The sequence below is a fragment of the Mycobacterium gastri genome (genome assembly GCF_002102175.1).
GTDB classification, from domain to species: domain Bacteria; phylum Actinomycetota; class Actinomycetes; order Mycobacteriales; family Mycobacteriaceae; genus Mycobacterium; species Mycobacterium gastri.
Genome location: NZ_LQOX01000092.1, coordinates 1 through 19905 on the forward strand (window position 1 = coordinate 1; position 19905 = coordinate 19905).

The 19905-nt window shown below is 66.2% G+C and carries 13 protein-coding genes and 1 pseudogene; 9 read left to right on the top strand and 5 right to left on the bottom strand.

What is annotated here, in order from left to right:
- Positions 1 to 32 precede the first annotated feature (32 nt).
- Entirely contained in the window at positions 33 to 1892 is a 1860-nt protein-coding gene (locus AWC07_RS09240) for a DUF4407 domain-containing protein (protein WP_036410136.1), read from the bottom strand.
- A 221-nt stretch (positions 1893 to 2113) separates the two neighbouring features.
- On the opposite strand from AWC07_RS09240, the gene AWC07_RS09245 reads away from it, so the two are divergent.
- On the top strand, positions 2114 to 2677 hold the full coding sequence (locus AWC07_RS09245; protein WP_023363964.1) for a hypothetical protein: 564 nt from the start codon (positions 2114 to 2116) through the stop codon (positions 2675 to 2677).
- A gap of 51 nt (positions 2678 to 2728) precedes the next feature.
- Positions 2729 to 2914, top strand: a pseudogene (locus AWC07_RS28595) (type II toxin-antitoxin system Rv0910 family toxin); the annotation flags it as partial.
- Between the two features lie 209 nt (positions 2915 to 3123).
- Here the strand turns inward: AWC07_RS28595 and AWC07_RS09255 are convergent.
- From AWC07_RS09255 to malQ, 3 genes are all read right to left on the bottom strand, one after another.
- The gene (locus AWC07_RS09255) at positions 3124 to 3612 is read right to left on the bottom strand and encodes a nuclear transport factor 2 family protein (protein ID WP_051507812.1); all 489 of its coding nucleotides are present in this window, start codon (positions 3610 to 3612) and stop codon (positions 3124 to 3126) included.
- Positions 3613 to 3628: 16 nt separating this feature from the next.
- Positions 3629 to 4516 carry an LLM class F420-dependent oxidoreductase gene (locus AWC07_RS09260; protein WP_036410134.1) on the bottom strand — a complete coding sequence of 296 codons (888 nt, stop codon included), beginning with the start codon at positions 4514 to 4516 and terminating at the stop codon, positions 3629 to 3631.
- 118 nt (positions 4517 to 4634) lie between these two features.
- Positions 4635 to 6779 carry a 4-alpha-glucanotransferase gene (malQ, locus tag AWC07_RS09265; protein WP_036410141.1) on the bottom strand — a complete coding sequence of 715 codons (2145 nt, stop codon included), beginning with the start codon at positions 6777 to 6779 and terminating at the stop codon, positions 4635 to 4637.
- A 317-nt stretch (positions 6780 to 7096) separates the two neighbouring features.
- On the opposite strand from malQ, the gene eccB reads away from it, so the two are divergent.
- Positions 7097 to 8617: a type VII secretion protein EccB gene (eccB, locus tag AWC07_RS09270; protein ID WP_036410133.1), complete on the top strand. Its 1521-nt coding sequence runs from the start codon at positions 7097 to 7099 to the stop codon at positions 8615 to 8617.
- Positions 8614 to 12783, top strand: a complete 4170-nt coding sequence (locus AWC07_RS09275; RefSeq protein ID WP_036410132.1) for a type VII secretion protein EccC — start codon at positions 8614 to 8616, stop codon at positions 12781 to 12783. Before eccB ends, AWC07_RS09275 begins: the two co-directional genes overlap by 4 nt.
- A gap of 42 nt (positions 12784 to 12825) precedes the next feature.
- Here the strand turns inward: AWC07_RS09275 and AWC07_RS09280 are convergent, their stop codons facing one another.
- Entirely contained in the window at positions 12826 to 14007 is a 1182-nt protein-coding gene (locus AWC07_RS09280) for a cytochrome P450 (protein ID WP_036410131.1), read from the bottom strand.
- A gap of 228 nt (positions 14008 to 14235) precedes the next feature.
- Here AWC07_RS09280 and AWC07_RS09285 point away from each other — a divergent pair, with 228 nt between their 5' ends.
- The 5 genes from AWC07_RS09285 to AWC07_RS09305 all read left to right on the top strand — a co-directional run bounded on the left by AWC07_RS09285 (position 14236) and on the right by AWC07_RS09305 (position 19899).
- The gene (locus AWC07_RS09285; protein WP_036410140.1) at positions 14236 to 14430 is read left to right on the top strand and encodes a ferredoxin; all 195 of its coding nucleotides are present in this window, start codon (positions 14236 to 14238) and stop codon (positions 14428 to 14430) included.
- A gap of 638 nt (positions 14431 to 15068) precedes the next feature.
- Positions 15069 to 16286 carry a PPE family protein gene (locus tag AWC07_RS09290; protein ID WP_139829615.1) on the top strand — a complete coding sequence of 406 codons (1218 nt, stop codon included), beginning with the start codon at positions 15069 to 15071 and terminating at the stop codon, positions 16284 to 16286.
- A 599-nt stretch (positions 16287 to 16885) separates the two neighbouring features.
- A complete protein-coding gene (locus AWC07_RS09295) occupies positions 16886 to 18103 on the top strand; it encodes a PPE family protein (RefSeq protein ID WP_139829616.1) in 1218 nt (405 codons plus the stop codon).
- Positions 18104 to 18368: 265 nt separating this feature from the next.
- Entirely contained in the window at positions 18369 to 18656 is a 288-nt protein-coding gene (locus AWC07_RS09300) for a PE family protein (protein ID WP_036410130.1), read from the top strand.
- Between the two features lie 10 nt (positions 18657 to 18666).
- Positions 18667 to 19899 carry a PPE family protein gene (locus AWC07_RS09305; protein ID WP_036410129.1) on the top strand — a complete coding sequence of 411 codons (1233 nt, stop codon included), beginning with the start codon at positions 18667 to 18669 and terminating at the stop codon, positions 19897 to 19899.
- Positions 19900 to 19905 lie beyond the last annotated feature (6 nt).

A 19905-nucleotide genomic window follows, 5' to 3' on the forward strand; every position in this document is an offset into this window, starting at 1 on the left:
ACATCATGCTCGCTGAGCCAAACAGGTGGTCCCTAGCTGGTGGCAAACCAGTGGTCCCTTCCCGGTGGCAAATGACAGGCCGGCCCCTCCCGCCCGACCAGCTCACGCCGGTTCGCACGTCCGGTCGGTCCCATCGACAACCCGGCCAGATCTTCCGGAGATTGCTCCAACGACCGGTATCGCTCGTTGGGGCTCAGCCCCTCGTAGTTACCGTCGTAGCTGCCGGTATCGGCCTCGCCACGTGACGATTCGATACGGTTCACGCCGGCCGGGGCCTCCGCGACAGGGGATTGAGGCGTCGGCTGGTCACGTCTGCTGTTGGAGCTGTCGGAGCTGTCGGAACTTTCGGAGTTGACGGTGACCTTGCGGGTGCGCTTGAACGAAAACGCGATTTCTTCGACCTCTTCGAACACCTGACGTGCGGTGCGCAACGGCTGAGTGGTGTTGTCGATCACCCGTGCCACGAACGGGGGCATCAACGGCCGAATCCAGCGCGCCGCAGCCTTGGTGGCGTCCGGAATCGACGGAATCAGCGGGCCCCCGCGCTCGGTCTCATCCGCTGCCACGGTGCCGCCCGAGTCGACCTGCGCCGGAAGCTGTTCCGGGGTTTGAGCGAGGCGATCCGCTGTTCCAGCCGGCAATTGGGCGACGGCGCGGCTGGCGGCCTCTGCTTCGGCCGCGATAGGCAGATACATGTCTTCCTCTACTTCCTCGACTGGCTCGACTGCCTCGAAATGACGCTGCGACGACGCGCGCACCGGAAGCTCCAGCGCTTCGATGACACGACGGCGTTGCTGTTCCCGGTCGATTTCGGCCTGTGCCTCGATCGCCAGGCGGGTCTGGGTCAGCTGATGCTCGGCCCACATGATTTCGGCAGCGCGGCGAACTTCGGCGCGTTTGATCGCGATCGCGGTCTCGGCCTCGAGTTCGGCGCGGTCCCGCTCGGCGCGCGCGGCCGCGTGGCGGTCATGTGTCGTCTCACCACGCCATAGCCGCAGGATCAGCGGCAGCAGATACACCAGTGCGAAGAACGCAACCAGCAGCGCCCGCAGCACCAACGCGCCTGCGCTGGCGAGGGTTACGTCGTTCATCGCCACCCAGCGAGTGCCCAGCCCGCGACCCGCGTCGGCCACCACCGCGTGGCGAGCCGTGTTGAGGGCCTCTTGGTCCTGCCGCACCCGCGCGTCGAGGTCGGGTGCCTGACGGTCGCGAGCCGCCAACGCATTGTCCAATTCACGCTGCGCATCGGCGAGAAGCTCGTTAGCCGTTCGCGTTTCGGGTCCTTGACCGGGAACGCCGGTGATCCTGGTCTGCGGGCAACCCGGCGTGGGGTGGTATTCGCAGCGCGCGACCACCAGAGCCGTGTCCAGATGCCCTCGAGCCTGTTCGACCCCGTTGTCGAGCGCGGCCCGCGCAGCACGGGACTGTTGCAGCGTTGCCGACGCCTGCGCGACGACCGGCACGGAGTCGGCATTGCGCAGGGCCCGTTCGTCGAGGCGCTGGTCGATGGAACCGGAAAACGCAACCAGCGCGGCGAGCTCGCCGACCACGACACCGACGGCGAGAGCGACCCCGGCGCGGCCCGCGATGCTGGACCGGCCCCGGCCGGGTCCGCCGGCGGTACCGCGGACCACCGCGCCGACCAGTAGCGCGAACACCAGCGTCACGGCAACGACGGCCAACGCGGGCCAGCCCGTCGATTCGCGCACCGCCAAGCTCGCCACCAGCCAGGCCAGCCCGGATCCGAAGGCCACCACGGCCCCGGCAACGGCGTGGGCGGACCGCTCGTGACGCTCACCGAGTTCACCCCAGTGTCCGCCGCCGAGCCAGGTCAGCAGGCCCTCGATCCGGGTTACGACCGAGCGCTGATCAGGATTTTCGTGGGCGCACATGAGACTCCAAACACCTCCAGGTACTTCCAGCGTGGCAGGCCGCCGCCCGACTTATCGAATCGAAGCGGCCGCTTGTGGCGTTGTTCACAACGCGCGGCAGATGTCGCAGATCACACCGCGACGGTGGGGACCCCGTCCGCTGGCACATCTGACGTCAAATTTCGCGCGACGCGAACCGATCAGCGACCGTTACGGGAGTTGACGTGAGACGGTATAAGCCTATGCAACATCACGACTACCTCACTTATGAAGACTTCGGCCGCAGATTCTTCGAGGTTGCCGTCACACCGGAGCGGGTGGCGGCATCATTCGCCGAAATCGCCGGCAGCGAATTCGACATGGAACCGATCGCCCAGGGCCCCGGAGGGATCGCCAAGGTCAGCGCGCATGTCAAGATCAACGAGCCGCGTGTGACCCGAAAGCTCGGTGACCTCATCACATTTGTGATCCACATTCCGCTATCGATCGACTTGCTGCTGGACCTCCGGCTCGACAAGCAACGGTTCAAGGTGGCCGGCGATATCGCGCTGCGCGCCACCGCACGTGCTGCCGAGCCCCTGCTGCTGATCGTCGACGTCGCCAAACCGCGGCCCTCCGATATCACGGTCAACGTGTCGTCCAAATCGATTCGCGGGGAGGTGCTGCGCATTCTGGCCGGTGTCGACGGCGAGATCCGGCGTTTCATCGCCCAGTACGTCGCTGAGGAGATCGATTCACCGCAGTCGCAGGCCGCTCAGGTCATTGACGTAGCCACTCAGTTGGATACCGCCTGGAAAGGAATTTAGCCGCAGGGCGTCGGGCCAACGGCCGGTGGCACCGGTTCTGCGGCAACGGCATTGGGTCCATCTAACGTCGATCCGGAGTCGGCCTGGAAAATCGCCTCCGACCTGCACCGATTCGACGAATGGATGACGATATTCGCAGGGTGGCGCGAGGCGGTGCCGTCGACGATCGACGAAGGCGTCCGCGTCTCGTCACTGATCAAGGTGAAGGGCTTCCGCAACGTCATTCACTGGACGGTCAGACCGGCGCCGAACGAGAGCAGTCCGCCGATGGCGGCCGCGAGGCCAAGTTGCGCGAAATGCTCCCCATGAACGCCTCCTCCACTGTGAGGTCTCCGAGGGCAACCGACGGGACTGGCCAGCACCTTCGGAACTACCGAAATGCCGCATGGCCAAACGACTTCGCTTGCCGTGGCATGGAAGCGCAGGAAGGCAGAGTCGGCAGCCGCTCACACCGACGGTTGCTGGCGCGGCAGCAACCGGCGTACCGGCCGGGTTTCAATGGCGTTGATCGTCAAGGTGCGGCTGCTGATCCGCCAGCCCCGATCGGTCAGCTGGTACTCGTCGTCGTACCGCAGATGCCAGACCACGTCGACCAGGTCGTCGCCGCGCCGGCTCCAGTGGTGCGCGATGCAGGTGATGCGCCCTCGCGCGACACCGGGCCGCGGAGCCTGGTCATAGACCTCCCCGACGATCGCATGTTCGGTACGCATGGTTTGGGCGACGGCCGCTATGGCGGTGGCGATGGCTTGTTGGCCTCGGTGCGAATGGACCGGTGTCAACGTGGCGGGCGGCTCGGGCACCGTCAGCTCGGCCGATGCAGTGAAAAGCGCGGCCGCAGCCTCGAATTCGCGGTCATCGACGCGGGCCGCATACCGGTGCACCAGATCGCTGAGCGCCAGCCGATCGGCCGGCGCGGGAGACTCAGGAAGGGGCATCAGACCTCAAGAGACCTCAAGGGGTCAATCCCAGACGCTGGGCGCAAGCCGACACGATGTCTTTGGCCTGCTCGATATCGGTGGTCGGCGGCATGCCCAGCACGATCCGGTCGGCGCCCGCATCGACCAGGCGGGCTGCGCGTTCGCTGTCGATCTTGGTCACCAGGTGGCCCAGGGAGACCTCCAGGGACGCCGGATCGCGGCCGGCCGAGGACGCCTCCTCACGCATCAGCGCGATCAGCGAAGCGAGCTGCGGCCCGGCCACGCCGAGGGGCTGGAAGCCATCGCCGAAGCGCCCGGCCCGGCGCGCCGCCGCCCGGCTATGCCCGCCGATGTGAATCGGAAGCCGCCCAACCGGTTTGGGGTAGCACATGGCGTTGTCGAAGCTGAAGAACTCGCCGTGGTGAGAAGCGCCGTGCGGTTGGTCGGCCCACAGTGTCCGCAGCACCGCCAACTGTTCGTCGGCCCTGCGGCCCCGGCTGTCGAACTCCGCCCCGCAGGCCTCGAGCTCTTCTTTGAGCCATCCCACACCCACGCACAGCCGCAGCCTGCCGCCGGAGAGGACATCTATCGTCGCAGCGCGTTTGGCCAGCATCACGGGGTGATGGTTGGGCAGCACCAAAACTCCGGTGGCCAAACCGAGTCGGGTCGTCCGGCCGGCCAGAAACCCGAGCAGATCGAGCGGGTCGGGAATCGGGCAGTCCGCGGCCAACCCGACCCGCCCGGAACTGTCGTACGGGTACACGCTGTCGTACGTGGTGACCAGCACGGTGTGTTCAGCGACGATGATCGATTCGAAGTTGCAGGCCTCGAGGTGCAGCGCGAAGGCGGTCATCCAGTCCGGGTCGGCGGTGACTCCGGCGGCAACCGGGGCGACCACCGCCACCGGGGGCGTTGCCGTCATCAGTGCGCCCCGTGGGGATCAGCGGCATCAGCCGCAGGGTGCACCGGGACTTTCGCCGTGCGACGGCGCGAGACGCACCGCAGAGATGTCACGACATCCGACGCTAACAGGACGATCCTCAGGTGATCGCGGGAGCGATCACGGCTCGCATCACGTCGGCCAAGGTCGCTGCCCTCTTGTCCGTGAAGATGTCCTCGAGCAGCACCTGCTTGCCGTCGGGACCGGTCAGTGGAACCCGCCAGTTGGGGTGCTCGTCGGTTGTGCCCGGCTGATTCTGCGTCCGCCGGTCGCCGACCGCGTCGGTCAACGCCACTCCCAACAGGCGTGACGGCGTTCGGCCAAGGTATCGATAGAGGGCCAACAGCGTCTGCTCCGGGTCGGCTTCGGCCCCGTCCGCCAACAGGCCGACCCGACGCAATTCCGCTACCCAGGCGTCCTGATCGTCCCGATGCGCCTCGAGTTCGGCTTCCACCGGCCGGGTCAACAACCCGAGAGAGTCGCGCAGCTGCACGTGGTCGCCGGCCAGATACCCGGCCGTCGGCGGTAGGTCGTGAGTGGTGACCGACGACAAGCAGTACTCGCGCCAGCGCTCGGCCGGCAGCGGACCGCCATTTCCGTCCCGATCCCGCTCGAACCAGAGAATTGAGGTGCCCAGCAGGCCGCGCAAGAATAGGTAGTCGCGCACCCACGGTTCGACGGTGCCGAGATCCTCCCCGACGACGACCGCTCCGGCCCGATGCGCTTCCAGAGCGACGATGCCGATCATCGCCTCGTGGTCGTATCGCACATACGTGCCATGAGTCGGCGCCGCTCCCGCTGGGATCCACCACAGCCGGAACAGCCCGATGATGTGGTCGATCCGGACTCCGCCCGCGTGCCGCAGCACAGCCCGGATGAGAGCGCGAAACGGTCGATACTCCTGCTCATCGAGCCGGTCGGGTCGCCACGGCGGCTGAGACCAGTCCTGGCCGAGCTGATTGAACTCATCCGGTGGCGCGCCGGCGGTCACGCCCAACGCCAGCACGTCCTGCAGGGCCCACGCGTCGGCCCCGTTGGGGTGGACGCCCACGGCGAGGTCATGCATGATGCCCAGCGACATTCCGGCCCGGATGGCCCCGCACTGCGCCGCGGCAAGCTGTTCGTCGAGCTGCCATTGCAGCCACCGGTGGAAATCGACCGCGTCGGCGTGTTTGTCCACGAAACCGGCGACGCCGGCGGCGTCGGGGTGCCGCATTGACTTCGGCCATCGATGCCAGTCGCCGCCGTACTTTTCCGCAAGAGCGCACCAGGTGGCGAAGTCGTCCAGGGCGCGACCCTCTCGGGACCGGAACGCGGCATAGGCCAACTCGCGCCCGGCCGATCGCGGCACTCGGTGGATCAGCTCGAGAGCCTTGCGCTTGGCCCGCCACGCGGCGTCGCGGTCGATGGTGTCGCGCCGGTCCGCCCGCTGCTGCACGTCGATGCGCAGTTGCCGGACGCGGCTTCGCTTGGCCAGCTCGCCGAACTCGGGAATGGCCTCCACGCGCAGGTAGAGAGGGTTGAAGTAGCGCCGCGAGGTCGGCAGGTACGGCGACGGCTCCATCGGCATTGTCGGTGTCGCCGCGTGCAGCGGATTGACCAGGACATAGTCGGCGCCGTGCCGGTAAGCCGACCACAGCGCCAGGTCAGCCAGGTCGGTGAGATCGCCGATACCCCAGGACCGCCGGGACCGCACGCTGTAGAGCTGGGTGGCCAGGCCCCAGGCTCGGCGGTTGCCGAGCTTTTCCGGCAGCCCGATCCAGTCCGGCGTGACGATGAGCGCGGTGTCGGTCTCGTCGTCGCCGGAGCGCAGCTGCACGCGGTGATACCCGAGCGGCAGGTCGGCGGGCAGCACGAAGCTCGCTTCGCCGATCCAGCGTCCGTCCAGGTCGAATGGCGGGGTGAAGTTGTCGATCTGCTGCACCCCGCCACGTACCGTGCCGTCCTCGAGGCGCAACCACACGTCGGCGGGCGCGCCGTGAGTGACGTGCACCCAGAATCGCGTCGGCACGCCGGCGCGAGCGACGATGGTCGCCGGCAGCGGACGGGCCCAGTACGACCGGAGTTGCTCGGCCAGTGCGGTGTTGCGCTCTTCCTCGGTGCGTGCGGCAACGCCGAACGCGGCCAGCACGGCCACCAGCGTTTCCGCGGAGACGCGCACGTCGTGGCCGGTCCAGTCCTGGTATTCGGTGGCGATGCCGAGTCGGCGGGCAAGTTCGACCAGCGACGGCGCGAGCTCAGTCATGGCGCCCATCTTGCGTCCAACACCGCGGCGCGCGGACGGCGGGGCGGTCGAGCTTGTCCGGTTCGCCGCGACCTCACCCCACCGCGCGTTTACTTCCCAGCTCAGAGACGTTAAACCGGGCGCAACATTTCCGCGCGCCGAGACGGCGATTGGTCGCTACGATGCAATGAAGACACGACGAATCCTTGGGGGATCTAGTGCGGTAAGGGCCGTATGGTGCCGTCCTTTCGGGTGCCCTACGGTTATCGATGTCGTCAGCATTTCTCCACATATTTGGCCAATCCAGGCGTTCTGAACAGACCGGAAGGTGATCTAGCGTGGCTGAAGAGAGCCGCGGGCAGCGGGGGTCGGGGTACGGCCTCGGATTGTCCACGCGGACCCAGGTAACGGGTTATCAGTTCCTGGCGCGCCGAACCGCGATGGCATTGACCCGTTGGCGGGTGCGCATGGAGATCGAACCCGGCCGGCGGCAGACGCTGGCGGTGGTGGCATCGGTGTCCGCGGCCCTGGTGATCTGCCTGGGCGCGTTGCTGTGGTCGTTCATCAGCCCGTCAGGCCAGTTGAACGAGTCGCCGATCATCGCCGACCGGGATTCCGGTGCGCTCTTCGTCCGGGTGGGGGACCGGCTGTATCCCGCGCTGAACTTGGCATCGGCGCGGCTGATCACCGGGCGGCCGGACAACCCGCATCTGGTTAAGGGAAGCCAGATCGCTGGCCAACCGCACGGGCCGCTGGTGGGCATCCCGGGCGCGCCGAATCAGTTCTACCCGAAGAGTCCGCCGTCGTCGTCGTGGCTGGTGTGTGACACCGTGTCCACCTCGTCGAGCCTTGGGTCGTCGCAAGGGGTCTCCGTCACCGTCATTGACGGCACTCCCGATCTCAGCAGCCACCGGCGGGTATTGAAGGGTTCCGATGCCGTGGTGCTCAGTTATGGCGGAGACGCGTGGGTCATCCGCGAGGGGCGCCGGTCGCGCATCGACGCCACGAACCGCTCGGTGCTGCTGCCGCTGGGGTTGACGCCGGAACAGGTCAGTCAGGCCCGACCGATGAGCCATGCGCTCTACGACGCCCTGCCGGTGGGGCCCGAGCTGCTGGTGCCCGAAGTACCCAACGCGGGTGCTCCGGCGACTTTCCCCGGTGCTCCCGGTCCGGTGGGCACGGTGCTCGTCACGCCGCAAATCAGTGGGCCGCAACAGTATTCGCTGGTCTTAGCCGACGGGGTGCAGACCCTGCCACCCTTGGTGGCCCAGATCATGCAGAACGCCGGGCGCCCGGGGAACACCAAGCCGGTGACGGTGGAACCCTCGGCGTTGGCCAAGATGCCCGTCGTCAACAGGATCGATCTGTCCGCCTACCCGGATGAACCGCTCAATGTGCTGGACATCCGGGAAAATCCGTCGACGTGCTGGTGGTGGGAACGGACCAGGGGTGAGAACCGGGCCCGCGTCAAGGTGATCTCCGGGCCTACCATCCCGGTCGCGACCCACGAAATGCACAAGGTGGTTGACCTGGTGAAGGCCGACATGAGCGGCCGTGAAGCCGACCACGTCTATTTCGGACCCGACTACGCCAACTTCGTCGCTGTCACCGGCAACAACCCCGCCGCTCAGACCACCGAATCGCTGTGGTGGCTCACCGACGCGGGCGCGCGGTTCGGGGTGGAGGACACGAAGGAAGCCCGCGAGGCGTTGGGTCTGAGCCTGGCCCCGAGCATGGCCCCGTGGGTGGCGCTGCGACTGCTGCCGCAGGGTCCCACGCTCTCGCGAGCCGATGCGCTGGTCGAACACGACACCCTACCCATGGACATGACCCCCGCAGAATTGGTGGTACCCAAGTGAAACGTGGTTTTGCCCGGCCGACCGCGGAAAAGCCGCCGGTGATCAAGCCGGAGAACATCGTCCTGCCGACACCGCTGAGCATTCCGCCGCCGGAGGGCAAGCCCTGGTGGCTGATCGTGGTGGGCGTCGTCGTGATCGGCCTGCTGGGCGGCATGGTCGCGATGACGTTCGCCAGCGGATCACGCGTGTTCGGCGGCGCCGGCGCCATCTTCCCGATCTTCATGGTCGGCGGGATGATGATGATGATGTTCGGCGGCCGGTTCGGCGGCCAGCAGCAGATGAGCCGTCCCAAGCTGGACGCGATGCGCGCTCAGTTCATGTTGATGCTGGACATGCTGCGCGAGACGGCCCAGGAATCGGCCGACAGCATGGACTCCAACTACCGGTGGTTTCACCCGGCGCCCACTACGCTCGCCGCAGCAGTGGGATCACCCCGGATGTGGGAGCGCAAGCCCGACGGTAAGGACCTCAACTTCGGCGTCGTGCGCGTCGGCGTGGGAATGACGCGGCCGGAGGTGACCTGGGGCGAGCCGCAGAACATGCCGACCGACATCGAACTCGAGCCGGTGACCGGTAAGGCGCTTCAGGAGTTTGGGCGCTATCAAAGCGTCGTCTACAACCTGCCGAAGATGGTTTCGTTACTGGTTGAGCCCTGGTATGCGCTCGTCGGGACCCGTGAGCAGGTGCTGGGGTTGATGCGGTCGATCATCTGCCAGCTGACGTTCTCCCACGGGCCGGACCATGTGCAGTTAATCGTGGTCAGCTCCGATCTGGACGAGTGGGACTGGGTGAAGTGGCTTCCGCATTTCGGTGACGCACGCCGTCACGATGCGGCCGGTAATGCGCGGATGGTCTACAGCTCGGTCCGCGAGTTCGCCGCCGAGCAAGCCGAATTGTTCGCCGGACGTGGGTCGTTCACGCCCCGGCACGCCAGCTCGTCGGCGCAGACGCCGACACCGCACACCGTGATCATCGCCGACGTCGACGACCCGCAGTGGGAGTACGTGATCAGCGCCGAAGGCGTGGACGGGGTGACGTTCTTCGATCTGACCGGCTCTTCGATGTGGACCGACGTCCCGGAGCGCAAGCTGGAATTCGACGAGAAGGGCGTGATCGAGGCGCTGCCCCGCGACCGCGACACCTGGATGGTCATCGACGACAAGGCCTGGTTCTTCGCGCTGAGCGACCAGATGAGCATCGCCGAGGCCGAAGAGTTCTCCCAGAAATTGGCGCAGTGGCGGCTCGCCGAGGCCTACGAGGAGATCGGTCAGCGGGTCGCCCACATCGGTGCCCGAGACATCTTGTCCTACTACGGAATCGACGACCCGGGCAGCATCGACTTCGACTCGCTGTGGGGCAACCGCACCGACACGATGGGCCGGTCGCGATTGCGGGCGCCGTTCGGTAACCGCTCCGACAACGGCGAACTGCTGTTCTTGGACATGAAGTCGCTGGACGAAGGTGGTGACGGCCCGCACGGCGTCATGTCCGGAACGACGGGTTCCGGTAAGTCCACGCTGGTGCGAACGGTGATCGAGTCGCTGATGCTGAGCCATCCGCCCGAGGAACTGCAGTTCGTGTTGGCCGACCTCAAGGGTGGTTCGGCGGTCAAGCCGTTCGCCGGGGTGCCGCATGTGTCGCGCATCATCACCGACCTCGAAGAAGACCAGGCGTTGATGGAACGCTTCCTGGATGCGTTGTGGGGCGAGATCGCCCGCCGTAAGGCGGTTTGCGACAGCGCTGGTGTCGACGACGCCAAGGAGTACAACTCGGTACGCCTCCGGATGCGGGCCCGCGGCCAGGACATGCCGCCGTTGCCGATGCTCGTGGTGGTCATCGACGAGTTCTACGAATGGTTCCGGATCATGCCGACCGCGGTCGACGTGCTCGACTCGATCGGCCGGCAGGGTCGTGCGTATTGGATCCATTTGATGATGGCCTCGCAGACCATCGAGAGCCGGGCCGAAAAGCTCATGGAGAACATGGGTTATCGCCTGGTGCTGAAGGCGCGTACCGCCGGCGCCGCCCAGGCCGCCGGTGTGCCGAATGCGGTGAACCTGCCGGCACAGGCCGGTCTGGGTTATTTCCGCCGGAGCCTCGAGGACATCACCCGATTCCAGGCCGAGTTCCTGTGGCGCGACTACTACGCCCCCGGCGGCACCATCGACGGTGACGAAGCCCCGGTTCTGGTGCACAACATCGACTACATCCGGCCGCAGCTATTCACCAACTCGTTCACGCCGCTGGAGGTGAGCGTGGGGGGACCGCAGATCGAGGCGGTCGCCGCGCACGGCAACGGTGAGGTGATCGAGGGCGAGGGTGCCGACGCCGAGGAGGAAGAGGAGGGCGTGCGGACCCCCAAGGTCGGCACGGTGATCATCGATCAGCTGCGCAAGATCAAGTTCGAGCCCTACCGGTTGTGGCAGCCGCCGCTGACCGTTCCGGTGGCCATCGATGAGCTGGTCAACCGGTTCCTCGGCCACCCGTGGCAGAAGGACTACGGTTCGGCCCGGAATCTGGTGTTCCCGATCGGGATCATCGACCGGCCCTTCAAGCACGATCAGCCACCGTGGACGGTCGACACCTCAGGCCCCGGTGCCAACGTCTTGATCCTGGGTGCGGGCGGTTCGGGCAAGACCACCGCTCTGCAGACGCTGATCTGCTCGGCGGCGCTGACCCATACTCCCGAGCAAGTTCAGTTCTACTGCCTGGCGTACAGCAGCACCGCGCTGACAACAGTGGCGCGGTTCCCGCATGTGGGCGAGGTCGCCGGTCCCACCGACCCCTATGGCGTGCGCCGGACAGTGGCCGAATTGCTGGCGTTGGTGCGCGAGCGCAAACGAAGCTTCCTCGAACACGGCATCGCGTCGATGGAGATGTTCCGGCGGCGCAAGTTCGGCGGCGAAGCCGGGCCGGTACCCAACGACGGGTTCGGCGATGTGTACCTGGTGATTGACAACTACCGGGCACTGGCCGAAGAAAACGAAGTGCTGATCGAGCAGGTCAACCTGATCATCAACCAGGGCCCCTCGTTCGGGGTGCACGTGGTGGTCACCGCGGACCGCGAATCGGAGCTGCGGCCCCCGGTGCGCAGTGGCTTCGGGTCCCGGGTCGAACTGCGATTGGCCGCGGTGGAGGACGCCAAGCTGGTGCGTTCCCGGTTCGCCAAGGACGTTCCCGTCAAGCCCGGCCGCGGCATGGTTGCGGTCAACTACGTCCGATTGGACAGCGACCCCCAGGCGGGTCTACACACCCTGGTGGCTCGCCCGGCGCTGGGCAGCACGCCCCACAACGTCTTCGAGTGCGACACTGTGGTCGCGGCGGTGAGCAGGTTGACAACCGCCCAAGCCCCGCCAGTGCGCCGCCTACCGGCGCGGTTCGGCGTGGAACAGGTGCGCGAGCTGGCCGCCCGCGACACCCGTCAAGGCGTGGGTGCCGGCGGAATCGCTTGGGCGATATCGGAACTGGATCTGCAGCCGGTCTACCTCAACTTCGCCGAGAACTCGCACCTGATGGTGACCGGTCGACGCGAATGCGGGCGCACGACGACGCTGGCGACGATCATGTCTGAAATCGGGCGGCTGTACGCGCCCGGCGCCAGCAGCGCGCCGCCGCCGCCTCCCGGACGGCCCTCCGCGCAGATATGGCTGGTCGACCCGCGCCGTCAGCTGCTGACCGCGCTGGGTTCGGACTATGTGGAGAAGTTCGCCTACAACCTCGACGGCGTTGTCGCGATGATGGGTGAGCTGTCGGCGAGCCTGGCGGGCCGTGAGCCGCCGCCCGGTTTGTCCGCCGAGGAGCTGTTGTCGCGCTCGTGGTGGAGCGGGCCGGAGATCTTCCTCATCGTCGACGACATCCAGCAGCTGCCGCCGGGGTTCGATTCGCCGTTGCACAAGGTTGTTCCGTTCGTCAACCGAGCTGCCGACGTCGGCTTGCACGTGATCGTCACCCGTACCTTCGGTGGCTGGTCTTCGGCGGGCAGCGACCCGATGCTGCGCGCGCTGCATCAGGCCAATGCGCCACTGCTGGTGATGGACGCCGATCCGGACGAGGGCTTCATCCGCGGCAAGATGAAGGGCGGTCCGCTGCCGCGTGGCCGAGGCCTGCTGATGGCCGAGGATACCGGGGTGTTCGTGCAGGTAGCCGCCACCGAGTGGCGAAGGTAAGGCCGTCCGCGCCGCGTTGGGGTCGGCCGAGGTTAGCTGAGGTCAGCCCCAACGCAGCGGTAACGTCTTGAGCGCGAAGGACTTTGACGGAAACCGGATCTCGGGCGCGTACCCCGGGGCCAGGTCGAAGTCGGGAATTCTCTTCAGCCACTCGCCGACCACCAGGGTCAGCTCCAACCGCGCCAGATGAGAACCCAGGCAGCGGTGCGGCCCGCCGCCAAATCCCCAGTGGCGGTGTACTTTTCCGTCCATGACCAACTCGTCGGTGGACATCGCGTCCGTGCCGTCGCGATTCACCGCGGCCATGCACAGTCGCACCGGGGAGCCTGCGGGTAACGTCATACCCCCGACCTCGACGACCTGGGTGGTGATTCGCGGCGCCACCGGGGCCGATGGCTCGAGCCGGACGATCTCCTCGATGAACACCCGGATCTGCTTGGGATTGTCACGGAGCATGGCGCGCAGTTCGGCCCGGCGCGCGAGTTCCAGCAGACAAAACCCCACCGCTGCGGTCACGGTGTCCAACCCAGCGAGGATCAACAGGTGACTCAGCCCCAGCACCTCGATCTCGCTTAATGGGTCATCGCCGATGAGCACCTGTGACAAGACGTCCGGGCCTGGATTCTGTTTGCGTTCGGTGATCGCTTGTGCGAGGTATTCGAACAGCTCACGCGATGCAGCGGCATCGGCCTCGGTCGGGTAAGGCCGGTCCGACATGGCAATGACGGCGTCCTTCCAGGCAATCAAGCGGTCACGGTCGGCGACCGGCAGACCGTAGAGCGCCAGAAACAGCTGAAACGGAAACAGATTCGCGAAGTCGGCCATCGCTTCACACTCACCCCGGGGGGCGAGGGCATCGATCATGGCGCTGGTGTGGGTCAGCAGTGCCGGCCGCACCTTAGCCAAGGCGGCCGGGCTGAAATACGGCTGCAGGATCCTGCGGTACCGGGTGTGCTCCGGTGGATCGAACCCGAGCGGTACCAGCGGCAGCGGGTTGCCCGGAGACTGAAACGCTTGCCGCGACGAGAACGCCGTGGTGTTGCGCAGCGCCGCGAGCACGTCTTCGCGGCGGGTCAGGTAGTACCAGCCGTTCATGAAGACCACGGGCCCCGCGTCGCGCAACGTTTTCCATCCGAGGCCCCGGTCGCTGGCCATCGGCAACGTCGAATATTCAAGCCGCGGTAGGTAAAACGCGCCGGCCTGGCCGCCCTCGGTAACACTCATGCATTCGACTCTTCTGCAGTCCGCTTTCCCGTTTCACGGCCTTCAAGCCAGCCGGGCCGTGGTGACACAGCCCAATATCGCACGCGTGGCAAACGTGCACCAATCCGACGACATGAGCCCGGCCGTGGCCGATTGGCAGCGCGCTCGGCTAGCCTCTTGGAAGTGTGTTCGATGGACATGCGCGGCTCTAATGTGCGCATGCCTGGCGCGGGTCCAGGGAGGAAACAGTTGAAGGTTCGTCTGGAGCAGTCGAGGTGCGTGGGGCACGCCCAGTGTTACGCGGTGGCTCCGGAACTGTTCCCGATTGACGATTCGGGCTACTCGGTCCTTGAAGAACGCGTCGTGCGGCCCGAGGACGAGCAGTTGACCCGCGACGGGGTCACCTCGTGCCCCGAGATGGCGCTCATCCTCGACGAGGACTGATCACACTGCGTTACGCCATAGACGGTTCATAGATTCATAGATCTGCAGGCGTCCGCGACGCCGTTGTGCATAGGAAACTCATACCTGGCGGCCCGCAACGTCTGGTGACAAGACCGGATGATTCTCGGTTTGCGACCCGTCCGGGCCGGCTCTTGGCGCAGGTTGCGTGGACGCGACTGAACTCGCGGTTTAACGGCAGCTTAACAATCGTTTGCGGGGAATGAATTGTTGGCGTCCGCGCCCGGGGGACCCGGTCCGGCAACCTAAAGTGTTTGATGTGCAACGGGTTCACAACGAACGAACTGCTGATTGGTGATGTTAAAATCCCGGGCTTTTCGGGAACGCGGGTGCATTCCGTTGCTGCCCGCGCATGTGGAAGTGGTGGCCGCAACGGCCGCGGATGAATCCGGTGTCGGCTAGGCGATGACTGCCGGTGACGCGTTGACTCACAGGACGGCAAGGGCGAGCCACTGATGAGCATCGACAGCCAATGCGACGCGCGGTATGGGCTGGGGTGGTATCAGCACTGCTGGCCCGTGACGAGTTCGCGATCAGGGTGATGGCGGTGATGGCTTAGCCGCGACCGGCTGGGCTGTCATCGATCGGATCGGCCAGGGAGAGGCTGAGGAGGGGTGGTGTTGGACTTCGGGGCGTTACCGCCGGAGATCAACTCGGGGCGAATGTATGCCGGCCCGGGATCGGGCCCGATGATGGCCGCCGCGGCGGGCTGGGATGGGCTGGCCGCGGAATTGAGCACGGCGGCGGGCGGCTACGGTTCGGTGATCACCGAACTGACCAGCTCACCGTGGGTGGGGCCGGCGTCGGCGTCGATGCTGGCCGCGGCCGCGCCGTATGTGGCCTGGTTGAACGCGACGGGCGAGCAGGCCGAGCAAGCGGGCATGCAAGCCCGCGTGGCCGCCACAGCCTATGAGACCGCCTTCGCGATGACGGTGCCGCCGGCGGTGGTCGCGGCCAACCGGGCGTTGTTGCTCGCCTTGATCGCGACCAACTTTTTCGGGCAGAACACGCCGGCGATCGCGGCCACCGAGGCCCAATATGCCGAGATGTGGGCCCAAGACGCCGCCGCGATGTATGGCTATGCCGCCTCCTCGGCGACCGCGTCACAGTTGACGCCGTTCCAGCCGCCGCCTGCCACCACCCAACCCGGCGCAGTGGCCGGGCAGGCCGCCGCGGTGGGTGAGGCCGTCGCCGCATCGGCAGCCAACTCGGCGCCGACCGTTGTGCCGGCGATCTCGATGACTGCGTTACTGGGCAGTCTGACGTCGCCGATATCGACCACCACACCCATAACGGGTATCGACTCGATTCTGACGCAACTGGGGTTCTCGCTGACCCCGTCGTCATTGGCGGTTCCGCCCTGGGTCGTCGGACCCACCGGACTACTCGCCACAATATTCGGTGATTCGACAAATATTTGGAATTCGGTCACCAATTACCCGTACTTCGCGCTGGGTTCGGTCAATTCACTTATCGCGTGGGGTGGCGGTCTGCTACCGGGTGCTCCGGCGCCCAATCCCGCGCTCGGTGGGGCGCTGGCGCCGCCGGGGGCCGTGGGCGGTTCCTGGGGCGCCCCGGCGGCCGGTCTGGGCAAGGCAGCAACCATTGGCCGGTTGTCGGTGCCACCGACCTGGGCGGCCATCACGGCCTCAGAAGTAAGCCCATTGTCCGGCGACACCGGAGCGGTCAGCGCCCTCAACGCCACCGCGACCAACGCCGGAACATCGGGACTACTGCGCGGAATACCGCTGACCGGCGCCGGCCGGCGCACCGCCGGCTACGTCAACAAGTACGGATTCCGCTACAACGTACTCAACCGCCCGCCGTCGGCCGGATAGTGGAAACTACCGCACCGGCTGCGCTGCCACGGCGAAATGTCGCCGCCATCATGCTGGTGAGCGCCCGTTGATCGAAGCATTGATGGCCGTTCGGTCGGAAGCTGGCCCGCCATCGGCGATGTACATCATTTGGCCGCGGCCAGATTTTTATCCGCGGTGGTGATGCGGTGACTGGCGTCGCCACTCGATGGAGAGCCGAGAAGCGGTGCGCTCTCGCAGGTCGGAGAGTGAAAGCCGGCGGGCAAGGGCCGACGTGGCCGCGTCGGGAGCAGACTCTTCGCGTCATCCCCGAGTGGTCGTGGGCGCCGTAAGCGGCGTCCGCAACTTAAAGTGTTTGATATGCAACGGGTTCGCAACGAACGAACTGTTGATTGCCGATGTTAAAGTCCCCGGCTTCTCGACGCTGAGGGCGCATTTCCTTGGTGACCGTACACCCATAAGCGGCCGTCATCGACGGCCACAGATGCGCCCCGGCATCAGCTCATAGCGATCAGAACTGCTGTCCCGCAATGTATTCACGATCAGGGTGATGGCGTGGCCGCGACCGGCTGGGCTGTCATCGATCGGATCGGCCAGGGAGAGGCTGAGGAGGGGTGGTGTTGGACTTCGGGGCGTTACCGCCGGAGATCAACTCGGGACGAATGTATGCCGGCCCGGGATCGGGCCCGATGATGGTCGCCGCGGCGGGCTGGGATGGGCTGGCCGCGGAATTGAGCACGGCGGCCGCGGGCTACGGCTCGGTGATCACCGAACTGACCAGCTCACCGTGGGTGGGGCCGGCGTCGGCGTCGATGCTGGCCGCGGCCGCGCCGTATGTGGCCTGGTTGAACGCCACCGCCGAGCAGGCCGAGCAAGCGGGCATGCAAGCCCGCGTGGCCGCCACAGCCTATGAGACCGCCTTCGCGATGACGGTGCCGCCGGCGGTGGTCGCGGCCAACCGGGCGTTGTTGCTCGCCTTGATCGCGACCAACTTTTTCGGGCAGAACACGCCGGCGATCGCGGCCACCGAGGCCCAATATGCCGAGATGTGGGCCCAAGACGCCGCCGCGATGTATGGCTATGCCGCCTCCTCGGCGACCGCGTCACAGTTGACGCCGTTCCAGCCGCCGCCTGCCACCACCCAACCCGGCGCAGTGGCCGGGCAGGCCGCCGCGGTGGGTGAGGCCGTCGCCGCATCGGCAGCCAACTCGGCGCCGACCGTTGTGCCGGCGATGTCGATGACTGCGTTACTGGGCAGTCTGACGTCGCCGATATCGACCACCACACCCATAACGGGTATCGACTCGATTCTGACGCAACTGGGGTTCTCGCTGACCCCGTCGTCATTGGCGGTTCCGCCCTGGGTCGTCGGACCCACCGGACTACTCGCCACAATATTCGGAGCGTCGACAAATATTTGGAATTCGGTCACCAATTACCCGTACTTCGCTCTCGGGTCGGCCAATTCGCTCTTGGCGTGGGCGGCGGGAATGGTACCTGGTGCTCCGGCGCCCAATCCCGCGCTCGGTGGGGCGCTGGCGCCGCCGGGGGCCGTGGGCGGTTCCTGGGGCGCCCCGCCGGCCGGTCTGAGCAAGGCAGCAACCATTGGCCGGTTGTCGGTGCCACCGACCTGGGCGGCCATCACGGCCTCAGAAGTAAGCCCATTGTCCGGCGACACCGGAGCGGTCAGCGCCCTCAACGCCACCGCGACCAACGCCGGAACATCGGGACTACTGCGCGGAATACCGCTGACTGGCGCCGGCCGGCGCGCCGCCGGCTACGTCAACAAGTACGGATTCCGCTACAACGTACTCAACCGCCCACTGTCTGCCGGGTGACCAAGGACGGAGGCTCGCTCACGGTGCGACTGAGGGTTCGGCGAATCATCCAGTTCGTTCAACGAATTGGAGGCGAAAACGGCATAGCAGCTGATCCAAAACCCAACTGCAGATTAATGCTCGATAGCAATAAATGAACAGTAGCGGTCCAGGAATGAATAGTTGGCATCGGAAGCATGCCGAGCCATAGCAGCCAAGTAACCTGATCACGGGAAGGGATGCCCTGAAGCCGGTGAGGCACAGGGTTATTCGAGGGAGGAAACTGATGTCGTTTGTGACGACACAGCCAGAAGCATTGTCGGCTGCTGCCGCTACGTCACCAGGCATCGGCTCGGCACTGAACGTCCAGAACGCTGCCACTGCAGCACCTACGGCCGGGGTGGTTCCAGCGGCCGCTGACAAGGTCTCGGCGCGGATCGCCGCGTATGCCGAGATCTACCAGGTCGCATCCGCGCAGGCGGCGGCCATCCACGAGATGTTCGTCAAGACCTTGGGCGTCAGTGCCGTTTCGTATGCGGCCACCAAGGCGGCGAACGCAGTCGCGAGCAGATAAGGGTCAAGCAATGGATTTTGGGGCGCTACCGCCGGAAATCAACTCCGTGCTGATGTACATCGGTCCGGGGTCGGGGCCGATGACGGCCGCTGCTTCGGCGTGGAACGGGTTGGCGGCTGAGCTGAATGCGGCCGCCACAGCCTACGAAGCCGTGATCACCGGCCTGGCCAGCGAAGAGTGGCTCGGTCCGGCGTCGGCATCGATGGCCGAGGCGGTCGCGCCCTACGTGGCCTGGATGAGCAACGCCGCCACGCAAGCCGAACTGGCGGCAAGCAAGGCCACGGCCGCCGCGGCGGCATATGAGGCCGCGCATGCGGCGACGGTGCCCCCGCAGTTGGTCGCGCTCAATCGTGCTGAGCTCGCGCAGCTGCTGGCTTCCAACGTGTTCGGTCAATACACCAACGCTATAGCGGCGCTCGAGGCCCAATATGGCGAAATGTGGGCTCAGGACGCCGCCACGATGTACCAGTATGCGGGCTCGTCAGCTACCGCTACGAAGATCACCCCGTTCACGTCGCCTCCGCAGACGACCAGCCCAGCTGCCGAGGCCGTGCAGGCCAGCGCGGTCACTCAAGCAGTCGGCACTACGGCGGGCTCGGCACAACAAACACTGTTGGACCTGGTTAACAGCTTGCAGACCCAGCTGGCGGGGTTGGCGTCGCCGTCGAACATGGCTCTTGTCGGGCTGACCCCAACCAGCGAAACGTTGGGATCGGTAGCCTTCAACCCGAACTCGATCGTTGGCTCGGTGTTGACCGGGATAGGCGGAAATAGCACGTTAAACCCGCAGTGGTTGATTACCGCGTTCAGGAATTTCGCCGGTCCCGCCTACAACGTCGAGGGCTTGCCATACTTCTCTACCGGTATGGCGAATACGTTGCTGTCCCTCAGCAAGGGTCTCGCGCCGGCTGCTTCGTCGGCCGCCGGCAGCGCCGCTGCGAACGGCTTAGCCGGCTTGGGCGGACTGCTGGGCGGCGGTGGCAGTGGGGTGGCCGCGAGCATGGGCCAGGCGGCGTCCGTCGGGAAGCTATCGGTGCCGGCCGCGATTTCGGGGATCGGCCCGACGGTTGGCCATGCGGCTCCGTTGCCGGTGAGTACCATCAGCGCGGCACCAGATACGGCGGCCGGAAATCTGCTGGGCGGTCTGCCGCTAGCCGGCGCCGGCGCCGGCGCTGCGGCGGGCGCCGGGCCCCGCTATGGCTTCCGGCCCACTGTCATGGCCCGCCCACCGTTCGCCGGCTGACCGCCA

Excerpts from the sequence above, each read along its gene's own strand:
- AWC07_RS09240 (WP_036410136.1), bottom strand. The coding sequence starts at position 1,892 with ATGTGCGCCCACGAAAATCCTGATCAGCGCTCGGTCGTAACCCGGATC.
- AWC07_RS09245 (WP_023363964.1), top strand. The coding sequence starts at position 2,114 with ATGCAACATCACGACTACCTCACTTATGAAGACTTCGGCCGCAGATTC.
- AWC07_RS09255 (WP_051507812.1), bottom strand. The coding sequence starts at position 3,612 with ATGCCCCTTCCTGAGTCTCCCGCGCCGGCCGATCGGCTGGCGCTCAGC.
- AWC07_RS09260 (WP_036410134.1), bottom strand. The coding sequence starts at position 4,516 with ATGACGGCAACGCCCCCGGTGGCGGTGGTCGCCCCGGTTGCCGCCGGA.
- malQ (WP_036410141.1), bottom strand. The coding sequence starts at position 6,779 with ATGACTGAGCTCGCGCCGTCGCTGGTCGAACTTGCCCGCCGACTCGGC.
- AWC07_RS09280 (WP_036410131.1), bottom strand. The coding sequence starts at position 14,007 with ATGAGTGTTACCGAGGGCGGCCAGGCCGGCGCGTTTTACCTACCGCGG.
- AWC07_RS09300 (WP_036410130.1), top strand. The coding sequence starts at position 18,369 with ATGTCGTTTGTGACGACACAGCCAGAAGCATTGTCGGCTGCTGCCGCT.
- AWC07_RS09305 (WP_036410129.1), top strand. The coding sequence starts at position 18,667 with ATGGATTTTGGGGCGCTACCGCCGGAAATCAACTCCGTGCTGATGTAC.